At 69.4% G+C, this 20,778-nt stretch carries 22 protein-coding genes; 9 read left to right on the top strand and 13 right to left on the bottom strand.

Annotated features, from left to right (window positions below; all coding sequences use genetic code 11):
• Window positions 1-7: 7 nt before the first annotated feature.
• Together ACT535_RS03795 and ACT535_RS03790 are read right to left on the bottom strand one after the other, a co-directional pair.
• Complete coding sequence (locus ACT535_RS03795; RefSeq protein WP_476363406.1) at window positions 8-361, bottom strand: winged helix-turn-helix domain-containing protein; 354 nt, start codon at window positions 359-361, stop codon at window positions 8-10.
• A 259-nt stretch (window positions 362-620) separates the two neighbouring features.
• Entirely contained in the window at window positions 621-1,028 is a 408-nt protein-coding gene (locus tag ACT535_RS03790) for a hypothetical protein (protein WP_168458034.1), read from the bottom strand.
• A gap of 392 nt (window positions 1,029-1,420) precedes the next feature.
• On the opposite strand from ACT535_RS03790, the gene murI reads away from it, so the two are divergent.
• Together murI and ACT535_RS03780 are read left to right on the top strand one after the other, a co-directional pair.
• A complete protein-coding gene (gene murI, locus ACT535_RS03785) occupies window positions 1,421-2,317 on the top strand; it encodes a glutamate racemase (RefSeq protein WP_476322244.1) in 897 nt (298 codons plus the stop codon).
• A 15-nt stretch (window positions 2,318-2,332) separates the two neighbouring features.
• On the top strand, window positions 2,333-3,601 hold the full coding sequence (locus tag ACT535_RS03780) for a lytic murein transglycosylase (protein WP_476322241.1): 1,269 nt from the start codon (window positions 2,333-2,335) through the stop codon (window positions 3,599-3,601).
• A 120-nt stretch (window positions 3,602-3,721) separates the two neighbouring features.
• Here ACT535_RS03780 and rpmG read toward each other — a convergent pair whose 3' ends face one another.
• The 5 genes from rpmG to rnr form a co-directional block, all read right to left on the bottom strand.
• Window positions 3,722-3,889, bottom strand: a complete 168-nt coding sequence (rpmG, locus tag ACT535_RS03775; RefSeq protein WP_012115832.1) for a 50S ribosomal protein L33 — start codon at window positions 3,887-3,889, stop codon at window positions 3,722-3,724.
• A 164-nt stretch (window positions 3,890-4,053) separates the two neighbouring features.
• Window positions 4,054-5,229: an MFS transporter gene (locus tag ACT535_RS03770; protein ID WP_476363405.1), complete on the bottom strand. Its 1,176-nt coding sequence runs from the start codon at window positions 5,227-5,229 to the stop codon at window positions 4,054-4,056.
• Window positions 5,230-5,240: 11 nt separating this feature from the next.
• Complete coding sequence (locus ACT535_RS03765) at window positions 5,241-5,975, bottom strand: NUDIX domain-containing protein (protein WP_168458029.1); 735 nt, start codon at window positions 5,973-5,975, stop codon at window positions 5,241-5,243.
• Between the two features lie 5 nt (window positions 5,976-5,980).
• Complete coding sequence (locus ACT535_RS03760; protein ID WP_476363404.1) at window positions 5,981-6,523, bottom strand: DUF983 domain-containing protein; 543 nt, start codon at window positions 6,521-6,523, stop codon at window positions 5,981-5,983.
• A gap of 63 nt (window positions 6,524-6,586) precedes the next feature.
• A complete protein-coding gene (gene rnr, locus ACT535_RS03755) occupies window positions 6,587-8,884 on the bottom strand; it encodes a ribonuclease R (protein ID WP_476363986.1) in 2,298 nt (765 codons plus the stop codon).
• A gap of 501 nt (window positions 8,885-9,385) precedes the next feature.
• Here rnr and ACT535_RS03750 point away from each other — a divergent pair.
• Window positions 9,386-10,315 carry a hypothetical protein gene (locus ACT535_RS03750; RefSeq protein ID WP_476363403.1) on the top strand — a complete coding sequence of 310 codons (930 nt, stop codon included), beginning with the start codon at window positions 9,386-9,388 and terminating at the stop codon, window positions 10,313-10,315.
• Here ACT535_RS03750 and ACT535_RS03745 read toward each other — a convergent pair.
• Window positions 10,302-10,826: a hypothetical protein gene (locus tag ACT535_RS03745; protein WP_210254383.1), complete on the bottom strand. Its 525-nt coding sequence runs from the start codon at window positions 10,824-10,826 to the stop codon at window positions 10,302-10,304. The two genes, ACT535_RS03750 and ACT535_RS03745, sit on opposite strands and share 14 nt — an antisense overlap.
• A 145-nt stretch (window positions 10,827-10,971) precedes the next feature.
• Between ACT535_RS03745 and purB the strand changes: the two genes are divergently transcribed.
• Complete coding sequence (purB, locus tag ACT535_RS03740; RefSeq protein WP_029558729.1) at window positions 10,972-12,279, top strand: adenylosuccinate lyase; 1,308 nt, start codon at window positions 10,972-10,974, stop codon at window positions 12,277-12,279.
• A gap of 424 nt (window positions 12,280-12,703) precedes the next feature.
• Here the strand turns inward: purB and ACT535_RS03735 are convergent, their stop codons facing one another.
• Window positions 12,704-13,972 carry a threonine ammonia-lyase gene (locus ACT535_RS03735; protein ID WP_476363402.1) on the bottom strand — a complete coding sequence of 423 codons (1,269 nt, stop codon included), beginning with the start codon at window positions 13,970-13,972 and terminating at the stop codon, window positions 12,704-12,706.
• A gap of 22 nt (window positions 13,973-13,994) precedes the next feature.
• Window positions 13,995-15,041 carry a porphobilinogen synthase gene (hemB, locus tag ACT535_RS03730; protein ID WP_476363401.1) on the bottom strand — a complete coding sequence of 349 codons (1,047 nt, stop codon included), beginning with the start codon at window positions 15,039-15,041 and terminating at the stop codon, window positions 13,995-13,997.
• A 242-nt stretch (window positions 15,042-15,283) separates the two neighbouring features.
• Here hemB and ACT535_RS03725 point away from each other — a divergent pair, with 242 nt between their 5' ends.
• The 3 genes from ACT535_RS03725 to ACT535_RS03715 all read left to right on the top strand — a co-directional run bounded on the left by ACT535_RS03725 (window position 15,284) and on the right by ACT535_RS03715 (window position 17,530).
• Window positions 15,284-16,354, top strand: coding sequence for an enoyl-CoA hydratase/isomerase family protein (locus ACT535_RS03725; protein ID WP_476363400.1), 1,071 nt, complete (start codon window positions 15,284-15,286; stop codon window positions 16,352-16,354).
• Window positions 16,351-16,782 carry a DUF6163 family protein gene (locus ACT535_RS03720; protein WP_168458023.1) on the top strand — a complete coding sequence of 144 codons (432 nt, stop codon included), beginning with the start codon at window positions 16,351-16,353 and terminating at the stop codon, window positions 16,780-16,782. Before ACT535_RS03725 ends, ACT535_RS03720 begins: the two co-directional genes overlap by 4 nt.
• 82 nt (window positions 16,783-16,864) lie before the next feature.
• Window positions 16,865-17,530 carry an O-methyltransferase gene (locus ACT535_RS03715; RefSeq protein ID WP_168458022.1) on the top strand — a complete coding sequence of 222 codons (666 nt, stop codon included), beginning with the start codon at window positions 16,865-16,867 and terminating at the stop codon, window positions 17,528-17,530.
• 242 nt (window positions 17,531-17,772) lie between these two features.
• On the opposite strand, the gene ACT535_RS03710 is transcribed toward ACT535_RS03715, so the two are convergent.
• From ACT535_RS03710 to ACT535_RS03700, 3 genes are all read right to left on the bottom strand, one after another.
• Window positions 17,773-18,060: a helix-turn-helix domain-containing protein gene (locus ACT535_RS03710; protein ID WP_476363399.1), complete on the bottom strand. Its 288-nt coding sequence runs from the start codon at window positions 18,058-18,060 to the stop codon at window positions 17,773-17,775.
• Between the two features lie 102 nt (window positions 18,061-18,162).
• Window positions 18,163-18,870: an SDR family NAD(P)-dependent oxidoreductase gene (locus ACT535_RS03705; RefSeq protein WP_168458020.1), complete on the bottom strand. Its 708-nt coding sequence runs from the start codon at window positions 18,868-18,870 to the stop codon at window positions 18,163-18,165.
• Between the two features lie 83 nt (window positions 18,871-18,953).
• Window positions 18,954-19,286, bottom strand: coding sequence for a monooxygenase system ferredoxin subunit (locus tag ACT535_RS03700; protein ID WP_024278800.1), 333 nt, complete (start codon window positions 19,284-19,286; stop codon window positions 18,954-18,956).
• A gap of 205 nt (window positions 19,287-19,491) precedes the next feature.
• On the opposite strand from ACT535_RS03700, the gene ACT535_RS03695 reads away from it, so the two are divergent.
• Window positions 19,492-20,310 carry an indole-3-glycerol-phosphate synthase gene (locus ACT535_RS03695; protein ID WP_168458019.1) on the top strand — a complete coding sequence of 273 codons (819 nt, stop codon included), beginning with the start codon at window positions 19,492-19,494 and terminating at the stop codon, window positions 20,308-20,310.
• A 139-nt stretch (window positions 20,311-20,449) separates the two neighbouring features.
• On the top strand, window positions 20,450-20,707 hold the full coding sequence (locus tag ACT535_RS03690; RefSeq protein ID WP_476363398.1) for an FmdB family zinc ribbon protein: 258 nt from the start codon (window positions 20,450-20,452) through the stop codon (window positions 20,705-20,707).
• Window positions 20,708-20,778 lie beyond the last annotated feature (71 nt).

The following is a 20,778-nucleotide window of genomic DNA, read 5'->3' as shown; positions in this document are numbered from 1 at the left end:
AGAGGCCCTATTCCGCGGCGGTGGTGAGCGGGGCCAGCTCCGCCTCCAGCTCCGCGACGGCCGCGCGGGTGGCGGCATCAGCCGCCGTCTGGATGGCGCGATAATGCGCGACGACCGACTGGCCCAGCGCGGTCAGCGCCGTGCCACCGCCGTGCTTGCCGCCGGAGCGGGCCGAGACGAGCGGGGAGGGGAACAACGCGTTCAGCTCCTCCACCAGCTCCCACGCCCGCCGATAGGACATGTCCATCTCCCGCCCCGCCGCGGAGATGGAGCCGAGCGCGTCGATCTTCTCCAGCAACTCGATCTTGCCGGGGCCGATGCGATGCGGTCCGAGGTCGATGCGTATGCTGAGCGAAGCCATGCGGGAACCCGTGTCCGGCGGCCCGCCCTGTCGGGGGGCCGATGGCGGCACTCTATCCCACCCGCGCAGCCTTCATCGCGACCTCACGAAAAAATTGGCACCGGGGGCCTTTCGGCTCCCGGTGCCTCCGTTGCGAGATGCCACACGAGAGATCAGGGCGCGTTCCGGGGAAATGGCGACCGGTCGGCGTGAAATCGCGTTGTTTCGAGGAAAATCGAACGGATGAGTTGGGTCGTCGCTCGGGAAAAACAGGGGACATTCAGTTGAAGACGGGCGCGGCCTCGCTCGGCCGGCCGATGCTGGCGTGGGCGGCGGCCAGGGTCTGGAGCTGGCGGCCACCGAGGGCGAAGGAGACCTCGAAGCCGTCGGGCGTCGCGAGGGTGAGGATCAGTGTGGAGGGCTCGGACGCCTGCTCCACCCGCACCATGTGCGCGGGATAGACGAGGCGCAGGCTCTCGTCCTTGTACTGGGCGCGCAGCACCTCGGCCATCATCTTGGGCAGCGTCATCACCAGCGCGCGCAGGCAGTCGGACGGCAGGTTCAGCGAGGCGCTGGAGCCGTCCGGCTGGCTGAAGCTCATGCGGAAGCGGCTGCCGTCCACCGCGACGTCGAACGACAAGAGATCCTGCCCGATGATGTCGTCCCGCTGGAGGCTCTCGTCCGTCATGGCCATGATCCAAACCCGCTTCGGCAATGAAGCTATATTCATTCAGATATAGCGTGTGTCAAGGGACAATGGCGCTGACGTTTTTGGTGCGTGGCGCGGGGCGGCTTGGCGCCCGAACCGGAGGACTCCTCTCCCCTTGCGGGAGAGGGCTGGGGTGAGGGGTGTGGTGCCGAAGGAAGCAGGGGTGGGCATGGGCGGAAAGGCCCCCTCACCCCCGACCCCTCTCCCGCGAGGGGAGAGGGGAGTCTGGGAGCCGTCACTCCCCGGACAGGCCAGGGGATGACGGACGGCTGAGGCCAGGTTCGCGGGAGACAAAGACCTGCGGCCCCCGCGCTCACCCTTCCTTTACGATGCGCCGGTCACAATCTCGCCCGCGCCATTGAGGATAAGCCATGGCACACGCTGCCATCGAGAGTTCCGCCGTGACCTCCCTCGCCGCCCCGCTGCCCGCGCCCCTCGTCCATGCCGGCGACGCGCCGACCATTCTCGTGTTCGATTCGGGGGTGGGGGGCCTGTCCGTCTTCCGCGAGGTGGCGAAGGCCCGGCCGGATGCGCGGCTGGTCTATGCTGCGGATGATGCGGCCTTCCCCTATGGCGCGCTGACCGATGACGTGATGCTGGAGCGGGTCGGCCATGTGGTGGACCGGCTGATCGCGGACGTTTCGCCCGATCTGGTGGTCATCGCCTGCAACACCATTTCCACGCTGGCGCTGCCGAGCCTGCGCGCGCGCCATCAGCTGCCCTTCATCGGCACCGTGCCGGCCATCAAGCCAGCCTGCATCGCCTCCCGCACGAAGCGCGTCAGCGTGCTCGCCACCCCCGGCACCGTGCGGCGGGACTATACGGCCGGCCTCGTGCGCGAGTTCGCGCAGGGCTGCGATGTCGCCCTCGTGCCGAGCGACCGGCTCGCCGGCCTCGCCGAGGCGGCCATATCGGGCGATCCGGTGGACGACGCCGACATCGCCGCCGAGATCGCGCCCTGCTTCGTCTCCGCCGATGGCCGGCGGACCGACACGGTGGTGCTCGCCTGCACCCATTATCCGCTGCTGGTGGATCGCTTCGAGCGCCTCGCGCCGTGGCCCGTCACCTGGATCGATCCCGCGCCCGCCATCGCCCGGCGGGTGACGCAGCTCATCGGCCCGGCCGTGGCGCCGCCCGATACGGCGCCGGTGCGCCTCATCTCCACGCTGCGGCCGTTCGAGCCGGAGCGTGTCACCGCCATCGTCGGCCGCACCGTGGCCGATCCCGAGGTGCTGGCCTCCGCCCGTCCCTTCACCTCCTCTAGCTGACCTGACCGGAGAGACATGACCGACGACCGATCACGCCTCCTCATCGGCCGCCGCGCCTTCACCCTCTCTCTCGCGGGGAGCGCCTTTCTCGCCGGCTCGGGCCTCCTCGCTCCGCCCGTCTTCGCCCAGCAGGCGGCGCAGCCCTTTCCGAAATGGGTCGAGACCTTCCGCGCCCGGGCCCGCGCCCGCGGCGTCTCGGATGCCACCTACAACAAGGTGTTCAGCGGCCTGAAGCCGGATACCTCGGTCTATGCGCAGGACCGCAACCAGGAAGAGTTCACCGAGCAGTCCTGGCAGTATCTCAACCGTCGCGTCTCCGACTGGCGCATCGCCACCGGCAAGCAGAAGGCGAAGCAGTATTCCGGCCTGTTCGATCGCATCGAGCAGGCGTTCGGCGTCGATCGCCGGGTGATGCTCGGCTACTGGGGCATGGAAAGCGCCTATGGCGAGGTGCTCTCCAACCCCGCCCACATGAAGCCCATCTTCAATTCGCTGGCGGCGCTGGCGTGGGGCGATGCGCGGCGGCGGAAATACTGGGAGGCGGAGCTTCTCAACGCCCTCGTCATCGTCGAGCGGGGCTGGGGCACGCCGCAGGAGATGACCGGCTCGTGGGCCGGTGCCATGGGCCACACCCAGTGGATGCCCGAGGTGTGGCTCAACATGGGCGTGGACTTCGACGGTGACGGCCGCATTTCGCCCTTTGGGAAGCCGGACGATGCGCTGGCGGGCACCGCCAACTATCTGGTGAAGCGCGGCAAGTACCGGCGCGGCGAGCCGTGGGGCTTCGAGGCGAAGCTGCCGGGCACTTTCAACACCGACCTCGCCGACAACAAGACGCGCCGGCCGCTCTCCCAGTGGGGCGAGCTCGGCCTCACCACCATCGAGGGGCAGTCACTCTCCGCCTATGACGAGCCGGCGCGGCTGTGGCTGCCGGGCGGTCCCGGCGGGCCGGCGCTGCTGCTGCTCCACAATTTCTATGCGGTGCGCTCCTACAACCCCTCGTCCAACTACGCGCTGGCGGTGGTGCACCTCGGCGACCGGGTGATGGGGGAGGGACCGTTCGTCGCCTCCTGGCCCGGGGGCGAGCGGGCGCTGACGCTGGCGGAGATCCAGGAGGTGCAGCAGCGCCTCACCGCGGCGGGCTTCAGCACCGGCGGCACGGACGGGCGCGTGGGCGCCGACACCATGCGGGCGGTGCGCGCCTTCCAGCAGAAGGCGGGAATCACCCCGGCGGACGGCTATGCCTCCATCGCCGTGCTCAACGCGCTGCGGCAGGGGCGGTAGGGGGAATCACCCGTCCCCCGACCGGCCAAAAGAAAAGGGCACCCGGAGGGTGCCCTGTCCAGTCACGATGAACCTGAGATTGTAGGCCGCGCGGCGCCGTTGTCCAGCGCCGCAGCGGAATCACTTGATCTTGGTTTCGCGGAACTCGACGTGCTTGCGCACCACCGGGTCGTACTTCTTGAGCACGATCTTGTCGGTCTTGGTGCGGGAATTCTTCTTGGTGACGTAGAACACGCCCGTGTCCGCCGAGGACAGGAGCTTGATCTTGATGGTAGCAGCCTTGGCCATGTCTTGATCCCTGGGTGCCGCGTGCGGCGTGCGACCGTCTGGTTTTTGCAAACCGTGAGGTGGCGAAAAGAAGAACGGACGCGCTGCCGGTCTCCGGCGGCTCGTGGGCGCGGAACCTCTCTCAATGCGCCCGCAATGTCAAGCGCGAGCGCATTGAGACGGCCTCACGCCTCCCGCCGGCCCCGTGTCATCAGCCGCCCGGCGACGATGGCCGCATAGACGGCCAGCATGGTGGAGATGACGAAGGCGAAGCCGTAGGGGTTGTAGAGGTCCATGCCGGCGCCTGCGAGGGGCGGGCCGGCGATCAGGCCCACGGAATAGAGCATCACGAACGCCGCATTGGCCGCCGCGAGGTCCGCGCCATGGAATCGCTCGCCCAGATGAGCGAGGCCGACCGTGTAGAGCGAGCCCACCACGCCCGTGGCGAGGAAGATCATGGCGAGGAACCACGGGCTCGACACCGGCACGAAGGGCAGGGTGAAGGCCCCCGCCGCGCCCGCCAGCGAGCAGCAGAACAGCAGCACCCGCCGGTCCACCTTGTCGCTGATGAGACCGATGGGGATCTGGAAGGCGACGTTTCCCAATACCGCCGCCGTCAGCAGCAGGGCCGCGCTGGTCTCGGAGAGGCCGAGCCGCAGGCCGTAGAGCGGCAGGAAGGTCATCACCGCCGTCTCGATGGCACCGAACACCAGCGCCGCCAGCACCGCCGAGGGCGAGCGGCGCACGAAGGTGAGCACCCCGTGGTGGCTGTCGTCATGGATGCGGGGGGTGATTCCCCGCGCCAGCAGGATCGGGATGGCGCCCAGCAGCAGCACCGCCGCGCCGGCGAGGTAGGGCTCCCAGCCGGAGGCGCCGAGCACGCTGAGGATGGTCGGCCCCAGCGCCGCGCCCAGCGAGAGCGCGGTGGCGTAGATGCCCATGATGAGCCCGCGCCGGTTGGGCGGGGCGAGAGCGTTGATCCAGAATTCGGAGACCGCGAACAGGATGCACAGCGCCGCCCCGAAGGCGAAGCGCAGCGGGAACCACATGAGGAAGGACGGCGCCGCCTTGAAGCCCACTAGGCTCGCGGCGGCGAGCACGATGGCCGCCACCAGCAGCGCCCGCAGCCCCATCTTGCGCACCAGCAGCGGCACGAAGGGCGCGGTGAAGATGGTGGCGATGCCGGCCACCGCCGTATTGATGCCGATCCACTTGCTGGTGATGCCGCGCGATTCCAGCTCCAGCGCCAGCAGGGGAATGGACAGGCTGATGCCGACGCCCACCACCGTGATGGCGGAGATGGCGGCCGCGATGGAGGCCGTCCGGCTCATGTGGCCGAGGGACCCGTGGGGAGCATGCATCGCGTTCGGCTTCAATCCAGAAGGGTGCGGACGAAGCGTCCGCGGACCATGGCGTAGGAGGGCACCGGCAGGCGCGGGCCGAAGCCGGCGTCGATGCGGGCGGCCAGTTCCTCGAGCACCACGCGGGTGATGGTGGGAAGCTCCTGCTTCTCCGTCTCCGCGAAAGTAAGCCATGCGAGGTCGATGAGTTCCGACTCCTCGCCCACGAGGCCCTTCACCTCGTCGCACACCGCCGCCGCGTCGGCGACGAAGAAGCGGGTGTCGAAGCGGCGGGGGCGGCGGGGCGGGGTGATGGCGCGCGCCACGAAGGTGAGGGCGCTCAGATCGGGGAACACCCCGCGCTCCTCGAAGGCGCGCCAGTCGTCGCCGGGGGATTCGGGCGCGCCGCAGTCCTTGGTGCCCACGAGGAGGCCGGTCTCCTCATACATCTCGCGGATGGCGGCTGCGGCGAGGCCCCGGGCGCGGCCGAGGCTCGGGCGCTGCACATGGGACATCAGGCGGCGCTCGCTGTCCGGATCGAGGCAGCCGTAGACCGGCATGGCCTTGTCGGCCTTCTCCAGCCGGCCGCCGGGAAACACGAAGACGCCCGGCAGGAACTTGAGCTTGGGGTGCCGCCGGCCCATGAGCACGCGGGGCTTCTTGCCCTTGCGGTCGATGAGGATGAGGGTCGCGGCGTCGCTCGGGCGCACGTTGGGAGAAGCCTGAAGACGCTCGGCTTCGGTCAGGCGGGTGGCGAAATCGTTCATGGGTCTCAACGGGTCGGGCGGACGGCACGAATGACGGGGCGGACGGCGCCCTCGGGCGGCGCCTCCCGTTCGTCGCTACCGGAATCGAAGCCGTGCATGCGCAGGGCCCATTGCAGGTTCACCAGCATGCCCTTCAGCGGCGGCAGCAGCACGAGGCACAGCACCAGCGTCAGCGGCAGCCAGAGGGAGAGGTGGACCCACACCTCCGGCCGGTACAATTCCTCCACCAGCACCATGAGCGGGACCACGATGTGGCCCACCACGAAGATCACCGCATAGGGCGGCGCGTCGTCGGCGCGGTGGTGGTACAGCTCCTCGCCGCAGGTGGCGCAGAAGGGCGACACCTTGAGATATTTGGTGAACATGCTTCCCGCGCCGCAGGCGGGGCAGAGGCCACGGGCGCCGCGCATCAGCGCGCCGGGCACCTCGCGGCGGGGCGGGGGAAGCTCGAAGGCGCCGCCGGCAGGAGGCGCGCCCGCAGCGTTGCCGGTCGCCTCTTCGGGGGCCGCCAGCTTCTGGGTCACGGTCATGCCGGTCGGCGTGGTCACGGTCCTGAACCTCTCGGTCGCTCCTGAGGAGCGCGCTTCTCCAATGTCTTGCCGCCGGACGCCTCAGCGCCTGCCGCGTCCGGGCTTGGCCTTGCCGGGGCTTGACCCGGAACCCGCCTTACCCGTTTTCGCCCGTCCCGGCATTGATTTGCCCGGCCGGCCAGCGAAACCGGACGGCGCGCCGCGGCGCTGCGGGCCGCCGCGCGGACCCTTTACATAGGAGCCTTCGCTCAGAAGCTCAAACCGGAGCGCGCCCGCCACCGGCGCCGCCTCCACCAGCTTGACCTCCACCCGGTCGCCGATGCGGTGCATTTCGCCGGTGCGGTCTCCCACCAGCGCCTGCCGCACTTCGTCGTAACGGTAATAGTCCTGGCCCAGGGTTGAGGCGGGAATGAAGCCGTCCGCCCCGGTGATGTCGAGCGCGACGAAGAGTCCCGCCTTGGTCGCCCCGGTGATGCGGGCGTTGAAGGTCGCGCCGATCTGATCCGCCAGATGATGGGCGATGAGCCGGTCCACCGTCTCCCGCTCCGCCGCCATGGCGCGGCGTTCGGTAACGGAAATCGCCGCCGCCACCTCGCCGAGGCTTTCGACGGTGGCATCGTCCGGCAGGCCGTCCTTGCCCACGCCCAGCGCCCGCACGAGGCCGCGATGGACGATGAGGTCCGCATAGCGCCGGATGGGCGAGGTGAAATGCGCGTAGCGCCGCAGGTTCAGGCCGAAATGGCCGTAATTCTCGGAGGCGTACTCCGCCTGGCTCTGGCTGCGCAGGATGACCTGGTTGACCAGCGGGGCGGCGTCCGTGTCCTTCACCTCGTCCAGGATGCGGTTGAAGTGGGAAGGGCGCACCTGGTCGGTCTTCGGCAGGCCGATGTCCAGCGTCTTCAGAAAGTCGCGCAGGGCCGAGAGCTTGGCCAGCGTCGGGCCGTCATGGACGCGGTAGATGAGGGGGGTCTTCTTCTCCTCCAGCGTCTCGGCGGCGGCGACGTTGGCGAGGATCATGAACTCCTCGATCAGCCGGTGGGCGTCGAGCCGCTCGGGCACGATCACCCGGTCCACCGTGCCGTCCGGCTTCAGGATGATCTTGCGCTCGGGCAGGTCGAGATCGAGGGGCTGGCGGGCGTCGCGCGCCTTCTTCACGCAGGCGTAGGCGGCATAGAGCGGCTTGAGCACGCCCTCCACCAGCGGATCGGTGGTGTCGTCGGTGCGGCCCTCGATGGCGTTCTGCGCCTGCGCATAGGCAAGCTTGCCGGCCGAGCGCATGAGGATGCGGTGGAAGCTGTGGCTGCGCTTCCTGCCATCCGGGCCGATGACGAGACGCACCGCCAGCGCCGGCCGGTCCTCGTCCGGGCGCAGGGAGCACAAATCGTTGGAGATGCGCTCCGGCAGCATGGGCACGACGCGATCGGGGAAATAGACCGAATTGCCGCGTATCAGCGCCTCGCGATCCAGCGCCGTGCCGGGCCGCACATAGGCCGAGACGTCGGCGATGGCGACGGTGACGATATAGCCGCCATCCTCATCGGCCATGGCATGCACGGCGTCGTCATGGTCCTTGGCGTCGGGCGGGTCGATGGTGACGAGGGGCAGGTCGCGCCAGTCCTCGCGGCCGCGCACGGTGATTTTCTTGGCGGCCTCGGCCTCCTTCAGCACCACGTCCGGGAAGGCGTTGGGGATGCCGTGGGCGTGGATGGCGATGAGGCTCACCGCCTTTTCGGACTTGAGCGAGCCCAGCCGCTCCTTCACCCGCGCGGTGGGCAGCCCGAACACGCGCTGGCGCATCAATTCGACGGTGACGAGGTCGCCGTCTTCCGCCTCATGCTCGGCGCCGGGCGGCACCTGCAATTCACGCCCGAGCTGCTTCTTGTCGATGGGGATGATGCGTCCGCCGCCACCCTGCGGGGCGGCGCGGAAGATGCCCATGGTCTGCTTGCGGGCCTTCTCCAGCACCTTGATGACGCGGCCCACGTGCGGAATGGCGTGCTCGATGGAGCCTTCCACGATGCGCAGCAGCACCCGGTCCGACAGTCCCGGCGCCGGGCCGGACGCGCGGCGCGGCACCTGAACGAGGATATGCGGCGCCTCGCCCTGGGCTTCCGAGTCCCACTCCACGGGGATGGCGACCAGTTCGCCGTCCCCGTCGCGGGACACGATGTCGGCCAGCACCACCGCCGGCAGGGCGCCCGGCACATGCAGCCGCCGCCGCTCGCGGCTCACGGTGCCTTCCTCGGAGAGATCGCGCAGGAGCTGCTTCAGCTCCACCTTCTGCGCCGCCGACAGCCCGAAGGCGCGGGCGATCTCGCGCTTGCCCACTTCGCCGTTCTGGGAGGCGATGAAGGCCAGCACCTGCGCCTTGGTGGGCATCTCCCCCGTCGCCAGCGGAGCAACGGCGAGCGCCGCCGCCTCATGGGCGGCCGCCGCCTGCTTGCGCGCGGCGCGGGATTTGGTCGCGCGCAACGGTTTGGCGGCGTGGCCGTCCTTGCTGGAATGGCGGGTGGGCGGCTTGGTGGGACGCTTGGTGGGTGGCTTGGGCAATGGGTGTTTCCGGTTTCCTCCGGACGCTACCCGGAAGAAGCGCCTGCCGCCAGTGGCGTTCCCCGGACAAGCGACACCGAAGGTGGAGCGCTGATCCGAGGTCCAGCACAAGAGTTCCCGCGCAGCGGGGCAAAGCCCGAGAGTGCTGGGGGTAGGAAGCGCCTTCGGCGGTCTGCTGCGCTGGGCCCCGGCTCGCATTCCGCTGCGCTGCATGCGTCCGGGGCGCGAGGGCGGCTCGCAGGCGCCCGACGAGGGTTCCCTTGGATACCGGCAGAGGCTAGAAAGCCTTGTGTCCCGCGCGATGCCTCTTTTCCCCGCAAGATCCCGCCCATGAGCCCCGGCTTCCTTCTCGCGTGGCTCGGCCGGCGGAGCGCGCCGGCGGTGGCGGTGAGCGTGTTCATCGGGCTGGCGCTGCCGCCCTTCGCGGCGCTGGCGAAGCCGCTGGTGGTGCCGACCATCCTCGCGCTGCTGGTGCTGGCCTTCGTGCGCACCTCCATGGCCGGCGCCTTCACCGCGCGCCGCGCGGGCATCGCAATGCTGGCCTGCGGCTGGGTCATGCTGGTGCTGCCGCTCGTCATGGGGTTGGCGACGCGGCTTCTGGGCGAGCCCAACGCCATCGTCCTTGCCCTCATCATGCAGGCGTCCGCGCCGCCCATCATGTCCGCGCCGGCCTTCGCGGCGCTGCTGGGGCTCGATGCACGGCTCGTGCTGGTGACCATGCTGGGCGGCATGGCGCTGACGCCGCTCACCGCGCCGGGCCTGGTGTTCCATTTCTCCGGCGGGGCGCTGGCGCTCGATCCGCTCGCGCTGGCGCTGCGGCTCGCGGCGGTGGTGGGCGGGACCATGGGCGCCGGCCTTCTCATCCGCCGGCTCATGGGCCTCAAGCGCGTGGAGGCCATCTCCGCCCATCTCGACGGGCTCAACGTGGTGCTGCTCGGCCTCCTCGCGGTGGGGCTGATGGACGGGGTGACATACGCCTTCCTCGACCAGCCCGGCTTCATGGCGGGGCTGGTGGCGCTGGCCTTCCTCGTCTCCCTGCTGGGCTTCGGGGCGACCGCGCTCGTCTTCCGCGCCGTCGATCCCGGCGATGCGATGATGCTCGGCTTCTGCGGCGGCCACCGCAACATGGCGGTGGTGATTGCCGCCACGGGTGCAGTGCTGCCGCACGAGACCTGGCTTTACGTGGCGGCGGCGCAGTTCCCGATTTACCTCCTGCCGGTGGTGATGCTGCCGCTGGCTCGGCGGGTCAGATCGGGGTGACTGGAGCAGCCGCGTTAGCAGGCGCGACAGGCTGAGCCGGAATGGGCTCCGAAGGGGGCGCCGGAGGTGGCGGCGGGGCGGGGGGAAGCGAAGCCGGAGCCGTTGCCCCTCCAGCGTTCCGGCCAACGGGGGTCAGCAGTCCCGCCAGCGCTCCGACCGCCGCCGAGGCAAGCGCGACCAGCCCATCCGGAATATTGATCGTGACGGAATTGGGATCGGCCACCCGCGACACCGTGATGATCGCTATGATGAGAATAGAGAAAACGGTGCCCACGACGCAGGCCCCGAGCGAGATCACCACAATGCGGTAGACACTGGTATCCAGCGCCAACGTGGATTCACCAACGATCTTCTCCTTGTTGGTGTCCGACGTGGCGACGGCCGACGACGCAAACTTCAGGATCTGGGCAGGATCGGCCTTCAGGGCCTCGGCGGCACCCGGATCGGAGTGAATCCGTTCAATGAGCGTGTTGGCAAGGATGTTCGCCGAACGCAGGGGCTCCTCAGCCATGGCGCTGCTCCAAATAGTTGTATTTTTGAACTTATACATCCTGCGATGTCTGCTGCAAGGCTCCTGCTTTCCCCGCGCCGCTACCCCCCGCCGCCGTCATCTGCTAGACGAGCCGCCTGCCTGACATTTTGACGAGCATCGACCCATGATCCCGCGTTACAGCCGGCCGGAAATGGCCTCCATCTGGTCCCCCGAGGCCCGCTTCCGCATCTGGTTCGAGATCGAGGCCCATGCCGCCGACGCCATGGCCGAGCTTGGCATCGTGCCGAAGGAGGCTGCGGCCAAGATCTGGGAGCTGGGCGGCAAGGCCGAGTTCGACGTGGAGCGCATCGACGCCATCGAGCGCGAGGTGAAGCACGACGTCATCGCCTTCCTCACCCACCTCGCCGAGTTCGTGGGGCCGGAGGCGCGCTTCGTCCACCAGGGCATGACCTCGTCGGACGTGCTGGACACCTGCCTCGCCGTGCAGCTCGCGCGCGCCGCGGACCTGCTCATCGCCGACGTGGACAAGCTGCTCGCGGTGCTGGAGCGCCGGGCGTTCGAGTTCAAGCTCACCCCCACCGTGGGCCGCTCCCACGGCATCCATGCCGAGCCCACCACCTTCGGCGTGAAGCTCGCCATCGCCGCCGCCGAGTTCCAGCGCTCGCGCGCCCGCCTCGTGGCGGCGCGGGAGGAGATCGCCACCTGCGCCATCTCCGGCGCCGTGGGCACCTTCGCCCATATCGATCCGGCGGTTGAGGCCCATGTGGCGGAGAAGATGGGGCTGAAGGTGGAGACCGTCTCCACCCAGGTCATCCCGCGCGACCGGCACGCCATGTTCTTCGCCGTGCTCGGCGTGGTGGCCTCGTCGGTGGAGCGGCTCGCCACCGAGGTGCGGCATCTCCAGCGCACCGAGGTGCTGGAGGCGGAGGAGTATTTCTCCCCCGAGCAGAAGGGCTCCTCGGCCATGCCCCACAAGCGCAACCCGGTTCTCACCGAGAACCTCACCGGCCTCGCCCGCATGGTGCGCGCCTATGTGACCCCGGCGCTGGAGAACGTCGCCCTGTGGCACGAGCGGGACATCTCCCACTCCTCCGTCGAGCGCATGATCGGCCCCGATTCCACGGTGACGCTGGACTTCGCTTTGTCGCGCCTCACCGGCGTGATGGACAAGCTGGTCGTCCATACCGACAACATGCAGAAGAACATGGACAAGCTGGGTGGCCTCATCCACTCCCAGCGCGTCCTCCTCGCCCTCACCCAGAAGGGCGCCAGCCGCGAGGACAGCTACCGCCTCGTGCAGCGCAACGCCATGCGCGTCTGGCGCGGCGAGGGCGACTTCCGCACCTTCCTTCTGGAAGACGCCGACGTGCGCAAGTACCTGTCCGAGGAGGACATCAACGAGAAGTTCGACCTCGGCTACCACTTCAAGAACGTGGACAACATCTTCAAGCGGGTGTTCGGCCGGGCTTGAGGGAGTGCGCAAAGAGGGCGTGCAGGACACGCCCCGGTGCCCCGGACAAGCGACGGCAAAGCCGGAGCGCTGATCCGGGGCCCAGCGCAAAGGACCGCCGAAGGCGCTTCCTAACTCCAGCGCTCTCGGGCATTGCCCCGCTGCGCAGGAGTCTTTGCGCTGGATCCCGGCTCTCCTTCCGCTGCCGCTCCAGTCGGCCGGGATGCGAGATGGGTTCCCGACGAACGACAATGCGTCCAACGGCGGGACTAAGAGCCAGCGTCATGGCCGGGCTTGTCCCGGCCATCCACGTGGTGTGGCTGGGAATGCCTTCCGACGCCTTGTTCTATCGGCCCGACGTGGATACCCGGGACAAGCCCGGGCATGACGGTGAATAGCCTACGGAACGCGCCTTCGCCCGACAGGGCGGCGGAAGAACCTCGCCCTACCAGTCCGCTCCGCCCGCCCCCAGCCGCTGCACCGGCAGCCCTTCGCCTTCCAGCGCCTTCTGGATCAGCTCCGCGTGGGCCTGGTCGCGCGTCTCCACCGTGAGGTCGAGGCGGGTGCCCTTGGCGGGGACGTCGAGGAAGGTGCGGCGGTGGTGGACTTCGAGGATGTTGGCGCCGAGCTTGCCGAGCAGGGTGGCGATGCGGCCCAGCATGCCCGGCCGGTCGAGGATGGTCAGGCGGAAGGAGACGATGCGCTCTTCCCGCTCCAGTTCGCGCAGCAGGATGCCGGCGATCATGCGCGGGTCGATGTTGCCGCCTGAGACGAGGAGGCCCACCGTCTTGCCCCGGAAGCGCTCCGGCTCGGCGATGAGGGCGGCAAGGCCCGCGGCGCCGGCGCCTTCGGCCAAAGTCTTCTGATGCATGAGGAAGGCGTTCACCGCCCGCTCCAGCGCCGTCTCGTCCACCAGCACCACATGGGGCACGAGGCGCCGCACGATGCGCGAAGTGATCTCGCCCACGTTGCGCACGGCGATGCCTTCCGCCAGCGTCGGCCCCCCGCAGGGGCGGGCCTCGCCGGTCATTGCGGTCCACATGGCGGGGTAGAGCTGGGTCTCGACGCCCACCACCTGCGTGGCGGGGGAGCGGCCGGCGAAGGCCACCGCCATGCCGGCGATGAGCCCGCCGCCGCCGATGGGCACCAGCACGGCGTCGAAGGCCGGCCCGTCCTCGATCATCTCCAGCGCCACCGAGCCCTGGCCGGCGATCACATCCACATCATCATAGGGATGGACGAAGACGCGGCCCTGCGCCCTGGAGATGCGCTCGGCCTCCTCATAGGCGTCGGCCACCGTCTCGCCGAACAGCACCACCTCGGCGCCGAAGGCCTCGGTGGCGGCCACCTTCACCTGCGGCGTCGTCTCCGGCATCACGATGAGGGTGGAGATGCCGAGCCGCGTGCCGTGATAGGCCACCGCCTGCGCATGGTTGCCGGCCGACATGGCGACGGCCCCGCGCCGGGCTTCGTCCGGCGTGAGGCGCGAGAGCTTCACCAGCGCGCCGCGCTCCTTGAAGGAGGCGGTGGCCTGAAGGTTCTCGTACTTCACATAGACATCGGCGCCGGTGAAGGCGGAGAGGCGCGGCGCGCGGAGGGTCGGTGTGCGCAGCACGGAGGCGCGCACGAGCGGCCACGCCGCTTCCACGTCGGGCAGGGTGACGGGCAGGTCTCTCTCGGTGTCGTGGTCCAGCGCCGTCGCGGGCACGGTCATCAGTCTTCTCCCGCGAGGGGCCTCAGCCCCGTTCGGCCAGGGCCTGCGCCACGCGCGGCGCGAAATAGGTGAGGATGCCGTCGGCGCCGGCACGCTTGAAGGCGAGCAGGCTCTCCGGGACGATGCGGTCGCCGTCCACCCAGCCGTTGCGGATGGCGCCCTCGATCATCGCGTACTCGCCGGACACCTGATAGGCGAAGGTCGGCAGGCCGAACGCCTCCTTCAACCGCCATACGATGTCGAGATAGGGCAGGCCGGGCTTCACCATCAGCATGTCCGCGCCTTCCTCAACATCAAGGGCGGCCTCGCGGATGGCTTCCAGCCCGTTGCCGGGGTCCATCTGGTAGGTGCGCTTGTCGCCCGAGAGGGTCTTGGCGGTGCCGATGGCGTCGCGGAACGGGCCGTAGAAGGCGGAGGCGTATTTCGCGGCATAGGACATGATCTGCACGTCCTCGAAGCCGTGGGCGTCGAGCCCGGCACGGATGGCGCCGACGCGGCCGTCCATCATGTCCGAGGGGGCGATGACATCGGCGCCGGCCTCGGCCTGCACCAGCGCCTGACGCACGAGCAGTTCCACCGTCTCGTCATTGAGAATGCGGCCGTCCTCCAGCAGGCCGTCATGGCCGTGGCTGGTGAAGGGGTCGAGCGCCACGTCGGTGATGAGGCCAAGGTTGGGAATCTCGGCCTTGATGGCGCGGAGCGTCTGGCAGACGAGGTTGTTGTCGTTCAGCGCCTCGCTGCCGGTGGGGTCGCGGCGGGAGGGGTCGATGTAGGGGAAGATGGCGAGGGCCGGAATCTTCAGCTCCGCCGCGCTCTCGGCGGCGCGCACCGCCTCGTCCACCGTCAGGCGCTCGACGCCGGGCATGGAGGGGATGGGGGTGCGGGTGGCGGTGCCGTTCATGACGAAGATCGGCCAGATCAGGTCGTCCACCGTCAGCGTCGCCTCGCGCACCAGCCGGCGCGCCCAGTCCGTCTTCCGGTTCCGCCGGGGGCGGTGGACGAGGCCGAGCCTGCTGGCGGTGGCCTCGGCTTCGGAAATGGCATGCAGGCGGGGCTTGGAGAGGGGCATGATGCGCTCGTTCTTGATCCGCCCGCGGACGGGCGCCAAGCGGTCCTTATAGACCCCCGGTCCGCCGCCCGCGAGGGGACGCGGCGGAGCGTCACGGCAAGTTCACCCGCGCGAACACGTTCTGCGTGTGCGCAGACGCACGGCCAAGGTGCGCCGGCCCGCGTTGACGCTCCTTCCGGCCGCGTCTAACCCTGCCGGCAACGACCGTCGCTCAGCGGCGGGGGCGGCAAGGGGAGGGGTGAATGACCACGGAGCCTGAAGTCCTGCTGGAGGTGAAGGGCGAAGCTGGTGTCATCACCCTCAACCGGCCGAAGGCACTCAACGCGCTCAACCTCTCCATGGTGCGCGAGATCCTGCCGCGCCTGCGGCAATGGGCGCAGGACCCGGCCGTCACCCGCGTGGTCATCAAGGCGGCCGGGGAAAAGGCCTTCTGCGCCGGCGGCGACGTGCGCAGCCTCTACGACCTCGGCCGCGCCGGCAACACCGCCGAATCGCTCGCCTTCTGGCGTGAGGAATATGTCCTCAACGACTATATCGGCAGCTTCCCCAAGCCTTATGTGGCGCTGATCGACGGCATCTGCATGGGCGGCGGCTTCGGCCTCTCGGCCCATGGCGCGCATCGTGTGGCGGGCGACAAATATCTGTTCGCCATGCCGGAAGTGAACATCGGCCTGTTCCCGGACGTGGGCGGTACGCATGTGCTGCCGCGCCTGCCCGGTGCGTTCGGCGTGTTCCTGGCGCTCACCGGCACGCGCATCCGCGCCGCGGAGGCCTTCGCCTGCGGCCTCGCCACTGACGTGGTGCCGAGCGCCGCCTTCCCGGCGCTGGAAGAGGCGCTGTGTGCCGGCGGCGACGTGGAGCGCACCATTTCCGACCACCGCATCGAGCCCGGCCCCGGCGCCTTCGCTGACCGTGCGGACTTCATCGCCGACGCTTTCGGGCGGGGGCATCTTGCCGGCATCCTCGGCGCGCTGCAGGCGGCGGCGGAGGGTGAGGGGACCCATGCGGAATTCGCCAGCGCGCTCCTGAAAGACATCGCGGGCAAGTCACCCACCAGCCTCGCGCTCACCATGGAGCAGATGCGGCGCGGGCCGGCTCTCGACCTCGGCGAATGCCTCAAGCTGGAATTCCGGGTGGTGAACCGCGTCGCGGCGGGGCATGATTTCTACGAAGGCGTGCGCGCGGTCCTCGTCGATCGCGACAACGCGCCCCAATGGCAGCCGGCGACCCTGGCGGAGGTGGACCCGGCCGTTATCGCGGCGCATTTCGATCCCATACCCGACGAACTGGAACTTCTGGCCCCCGGCACATGAGTCATTACGATCCCATCGACGCCAGCGCCCGCGCCCAATGGGAGAATCTCTCGCCCTGGCGGCGGCGGCTGTTCCTGTTCCTGCGCGGTGTCGCCGCCTTCCTGCTGCTGGAAGGCATCATCCACTGGGCGGTCATCCTCGGCATCGGCGACGGGGCGGCGAGCCGCTTCGAGGCCATGCCCATGGCGGCGCAGGCGGCGGTCATCTGGGCGGCGATCATCGATCCCATCGCCGGAGTCGGCCTGTGGCTCCGCGCCGGCTGGGCCGTGGTGCTGTGGCTGCTGGCGACGCTGACGCAGGTGATTCTCGCCGTCTGGGCGCCGGCCGGAATGACGCGGCTGATGCTGTTCACGCTGGTGGAGCTGGCGCTGGTGGTGGCCTATGCCGTGCTCTCCATCCGCGCGGCGCGGGAGAGCGACCAGGGTTGAGCGGGCGGCATGAGCGCCGCCTGACGTAAAACCTTCACGCGGCCGGTATTCCTTGCGCGCGACTGCAGCGACGGAGGCGGGAATGGACGCGACGCTCTGGACCGAGATGGACGACTTCATCGGCGAGAAGCTGGTGCCGGCGGACCCGGTGCTCGACGATGTGCAGGCGGCGTGCGAGAAGGCCGGCCTTCCGGCCATCAGCGTCTCCCTGCCGCAGGGCCAGATGCTGCACATCTTCGCCCGCATGATGGGCGCCAGGCGCATCCTCGAGATCGGCACGCTGGGCGGCTACAGCACCATTTTCCTCGCCCGCGCCCTGCCCGACGGCGGCAAAGTCGTGACTCTGGAGGCGGTCGCCCTCCACGCCGAGGTCGCGCGCGCCAACTTTGCCCGCGCGGGCCTCGCCGATCGCATCGACCTGCGCCTCGCCCCGGCCATCGAGACGCTGCCGCTGCTGGAGAAGGAAGGCGCGGGGCCGTTCGACCTGATCTTCATCGACGCCGACAAGCCCAGCAATCCCGCCTATCTCGACTGGGCGCTGCGCCTGTCGCGGCCGGGCACGCTGATCGTCTGCGACAACGTGGTGCGCGGTGGGCAGGTGCTGGACGCGCAGAGCGCGGACGCCTCCGTCATCGGCATCCGCCGCACCTACGACATGGCCGGCGCCGACCCGCGCCTCACCGCCACGGCGGTGCAGACGGTGGGCGCGAAGGGCTACGACGGCTTTGCGCTGCTGCTGGTGGGGTGAGGGGAGGGGGACTTAGCCGCCATCTTTGCTGTCGCCCTCCGGCTTGACCGGAGGGCCCATCCCTCCGCGGGGCTCAGCCTGCCGCGGCCAGTGCAAACGGCGCCATGGGTGGTCCGGTCAAGCCGGACCACGACGTCGGCGTCACGACCAGCTGCCGAGATACGCCAGCGTTGCGATGACGAGGATGATGGCCACGATGATCCAGTGGCGGGCGGCGAAATTGTGCAGGATCATGGGTCTCGTCAGTCGTCGTTGGAGGCGTTGAGGTCTTCGGCGCGGATGCCCTCGTCGCGGGGGACGATCTCCACGCCCATGCCGCCGCCGTTGAGGAAGTTGACGCCTTCCCCCGACAGCGTGGCGCACAGGCGCGCGCGTGTGGAGGCGAGGGCGTCCAGCGTGACGTCATCCTGCTCGACCACCTTCACGGTGTCGGCGGTCACGCCCGCGCGCTCGGCCAGATCTTTGCGCGACCAGCCGAGCAGGGCGCGGCCGGCCTTGATCTGGCGGCCGTTGACCATGGAATGCGGCACGAAATCCTCCCGTCGTTGGGACCGGAAGATGGCACGCCGCCCCGCCCGCCACAATGCACGGGCGGCGGCAGGCTTAACGCCGACCCGTCGCGACAACGCGCCTCAGAACTTCTCCACCCACGGCCGAAGCTCCAGCTCCGATGTCCAGGCCGAGCGGTGCTGGCGGTGGATGGACAGATAGGTCTCGGCGATGGCGTCGGGGTCGAGCCACTTGTCCGCCGGCCCCGGCTCGCCCGCCGTCGCCCAGGACGAGGCGATGCCGCCGTCGAGGATGAAGTGCGCCACATGGATGCCGCGCGGGCCCAGCTCCCGCGCGAGGCCTTGCGCCAGCGCGCGCAAAGCGAACTTGGCCATGGCGAACGGCACCGAATGGGGCATGGCCTTCACGCTGGCGGTGGCGCCGGTGAAGAAGAGCGAGCCCTTGCCCCGCGCCAGCATGCGCCGCGCCGCCGCCTGGGCGGTGAGGAAGCCGGCGAAGGCACCGACGGCATAGGCATCCATCACGTCGGCCGGATCGAGCACTTCCACCGGCCCGCGATAGCGCATGGCGGCGTTGAACACCACGAGGTCGGGCGGGCCGAACGCCTTGTCCACCTCGGCGAACACGCCCTCGATGGCGACCGGGTTCTGGGCGTCGGCGGCGTAGGCGCGGGCGCCGGTCTCGGCGACGAGCGGGGCGAGCTTGTCCACGTCGCGCGCCACCAGAGCGATGCGGAACCCCTCGCGGGCGAGCCGGCGGGCGAGGGCGGCGGACAGCCCCTTGCCGGCGCCGACGATGATGGCGGTCTGGGCTTCGGTCTCATCTGTCACGGGTCGAACTCCGGCTGTGGCCGCGCGCCGGCTTCAACCGCGCACAGCGCCTCGACTCATCATGCGGATCGGCTGCGGCGCTCTCAGGGCGCGGCGAACAGGGGCTCTATGCCTTCCGTGTCGATATAGACGACGCCATCCTCCACCTTCACCGGATATTCCGCGAGCGCGCTTTCCTGCGGTTCGACGGGGGCGCCGGAATTCAGGTCCCAGGTCCAGTGGTGGAGCGGGCAGGTGAGGACGGTCCCGTCGAACTCCGCCTCGTTGAGCGGCGTGTTGGAATGGGGACAGACGCCCTGGAAGGCGCGGATCTCCCCATTGTCGGGCCAGGCGAGGACGATGAGGTGGCTGTCGGCGATCACCAGCCGCATGCCGCCTTCGGCAACGGTTTCCGCTTTGCAGACGCGCGTGAACATCTTCAAAAACTCGATCGGCTAAGAATGGGCGGATCATCGCGCGTTGCGGCGCAATAGGGAAGCGCCAAAGCCACGCTCCCCAATGCCGCGGCGCGAAAGCGGCATGGCCAAACGGCGCGAAATCTGTGAAGCTGGAGGTGCTTATTCATCGGGAGCGTTTGGCTCCGTTCGCTTGCGCGCCTCCTTTGCCTTTGGACGTTCTTTCATGATCCTGCCCGAAAACAGCCGGCTGAAGCCCTTCCTCCTCCAGCGCCGCGACCAGCTCGGCAAGGCCAAGGCCCGCCGCTCGCTGGGCCAGATCCAGGGCAAGGTGGGCGAGATGCCCATGACGCGCGGCTTCCACGGCGCGCTCGCCGCCGCCTTCCGCGCCACCGGCACGCCCGGCATCGTCTGCGAACTCAAGGGCGGTTCGCCGTTCGAGCCGGCGTTGAAGACCATGGTGCCCTACAAGGCGCTGGCCGAGGATTTCGAGGCGGTGGGCGCGGCGGCGCTCTCGGTGGCGGTGGAGCGGCAGGCCTTCCGCGGCTCCTATTCCGACCTTGCCACCGTGCGCGGGGCGGTGGACCTCACCATCCTCGCCCAGGACATCATCTACGACGTCTACCAGATCCTTGAGGCGCGCCTCGCCGGGGCGGATGCGGTGATGCTCTCGGCGGCCCTGCTGGGGCCGGATCTGGCCGCCTATCGCGAGCGCGCATCCTCCATCGCCCTCGACGTGCTGGTGCAGGTCCATACCCCGCAGGACGTGGAAACGGCGCTGGCGGCGGGGGCGGATTTCATCTGTGTCACCAACCGCAACATCCACACCTTCGAACTGGTGCCGGGCACCTGCGAAGCGCTGATCCCGCTCATCCCGCCGGAGAAGGCGTTCGTGGTGGCGGAAGGCGGCCTGGGCACCGCCGAGGATCGCGCGCGGCTCGGCGCGGCGGGCGCCAAGGCGCTCCTCATGGGCACGGCCCTGATGCGGGATGAAGACCCCGCCGGGGTGCTGGAGAAGGTGCTCGGCATCGAGACGGTGGGCTGAGCGCCTCACCGCCGTCTGGCCCACTTCCTGCTTGGGGGAAGGTGGCGCACGCTCCGGGCGACGGCGGCAGCGCGGCGCCGCAGCACGTCGGCAGCGGCTTGCGCGTGTCCCTTCAAGGGCTTGCGCCGGAAGCGCGGACGTGCCCCCGGAACAGGACAGGAGGCTCGTCGTGCCGCTCTACAATTTCCATTGTCCCGATTGCGACAAGGAGTTCGAACTCCTCATCTCGGCGTCCGACACGCCCGTCTGCCCCGCGTGCGGCAGCACCCGGCCGGAGCAGATGGTGTCGCGCATCGCGCCCGACCAGAAGCTGAAGGCCGTGGCCAAGGCCTGGCGCGCCCAGGCGACGAAGGAAGGCCACACCAGCAATTTCAGCGCCGGCGAACGCAAGGGCTGAGGCGAAGGCGGGCAGGCAAGCGGCAGGGCGGCCCCGGCGATGCGGCCGGGGCACGTTAAATGCTTGGGGTC

The sequence above is a fragment of the Xanthobacter sp. DMC12 genome (genome assembly GCF_056314105.1).
Note: the sequence above shows the minus strand (reverse complement) of the source record. Positions and strands in the feature narration are given on the sequence as shown.

Bases quoted from the DNA above. Each gene is read 5' to 3' on its own strand.
- ACT535_RS03795 (WP_476363406.1), bottom strand. From the start codon at position 361: ATGGCTTCGCTCAGCATACGCATCGACCTCGGACCGCATCGCATCGGC.
- ACT535_RS03790 (WP_168458034.1), bottom strand. From the start codon at position 1,028: ATGACGGACGAGAGCCTCCAGCGGGACGACATCATCGGGCAGGATCTC.
- murI (WP_476322244.1), top strand. From the start codon at position 1,421: ATGGCACACGCTGCCATCGAGAGTTCCGCCGTGACCTCCCTCGCCGCC.
- ACT535_RS03780 (WP_476322241.1), top strand. From the start codon at position 2,333: ATGACCGACGACCGATCACGCCTCCTCATCGGCCGCCGCGCCTTCACC.
- rpmG (WP_012115832.1), bottom strand. From the start codon at position 3,889: ATGGCCAAGGCTGCTACCATCAAGATCAAGCTCCTGTCCTCGGCGGAC.
- ACT535_RS03770 (WP_476363405.1), bottom strand. From the start codon at position 5,229: ATGCATGCTCCCCACGGGTCCCTCGGCCACATGAGCCGGACGGCCTCC.
- ACT535_RS03765 (WP_168458029.1), bottom strand. From the start codon at position 5,975: ATGAACGATTTCGCCACCCGCCTGACCGAAGCCGAGCGTCTTCAGGCT.
- rnr (WP_476363986.1), bottom strand. From the start codon at position 8,884: ATGCCCACCAAGGCGCAGGTGCTGGCCTTCATCGCCTCCCAGAACGGC.
- ACT535_RS03750 (WP_476363403.1), top strand. From the start codon at position 9,386: ATGAGCCCCGGCTTCCTTCTCGCGTGGCTCGGCCGGCGGAGCGCGCCG.
- ACT535_RS03745 (WP_210254383.1), bottom strand. From the start codon at position 10,826: ATGGCTGAGGAGCCCCTGCGTTCGGCGAACATCCTTGCCAACACGCTC.
- purB (WP_029558729.1), top strand. From the start codon at position 10,972: ATGATCCCGCGTTACAGCCGGCCGGAAATGGCCTCCATCTGGTCCCCC.
- ACT535_RS03735 (WP_476363402.1), bottom strand. From the start codon at position 13,972: ATGACCGTGCCCGCGACGGCGCTGGACCACGACACCGAGAGAGACCTG.
- hemB (WP_476363401.1), bottom strand. From the start codon at position 15,041: ATGCCCCTCTCCAAGCCCCGCCTGCATGCCATTTCCGAAGCCGAGGCC.
- ACT535_RS03725 (WP_476363400.1), top strand. From the start codon at position 15,284: ATGACCACGGAGCCTGAAGTCCTGCTGGAGGTGAAGGGCGAAGCTGGT.
- ACT535_RS03720 (WP_168458023.1), top strand. From the start codon at position 16,351: ATGAGTCATTACGATCCCATCGACGCCAGCGCCCGCGCCCAATGGGAG.
- ACT535_RS03715 (WP_168458022.1), top strand. From the start codon at position 16,865: ATGGACGCGACGCTCTGGACCGAGATGGACGACTTCATCGGCGAGAAG.
- ACT535_RS03700 (WP_024278800.1), bottom strand. From the start codon at position 19,286: ATGTTCACGCGCGTCTGCAAAGCGGAAACCGTTGCCGAAGGCGGCATG.
- ACT535_RS03695 (WP_168458019.1), top strand. From the start codon at position 19,492: ATGATCCTGCCCGAAAACAGCCGGCTGAAGCCCTTCCTCCTCCAGCGC.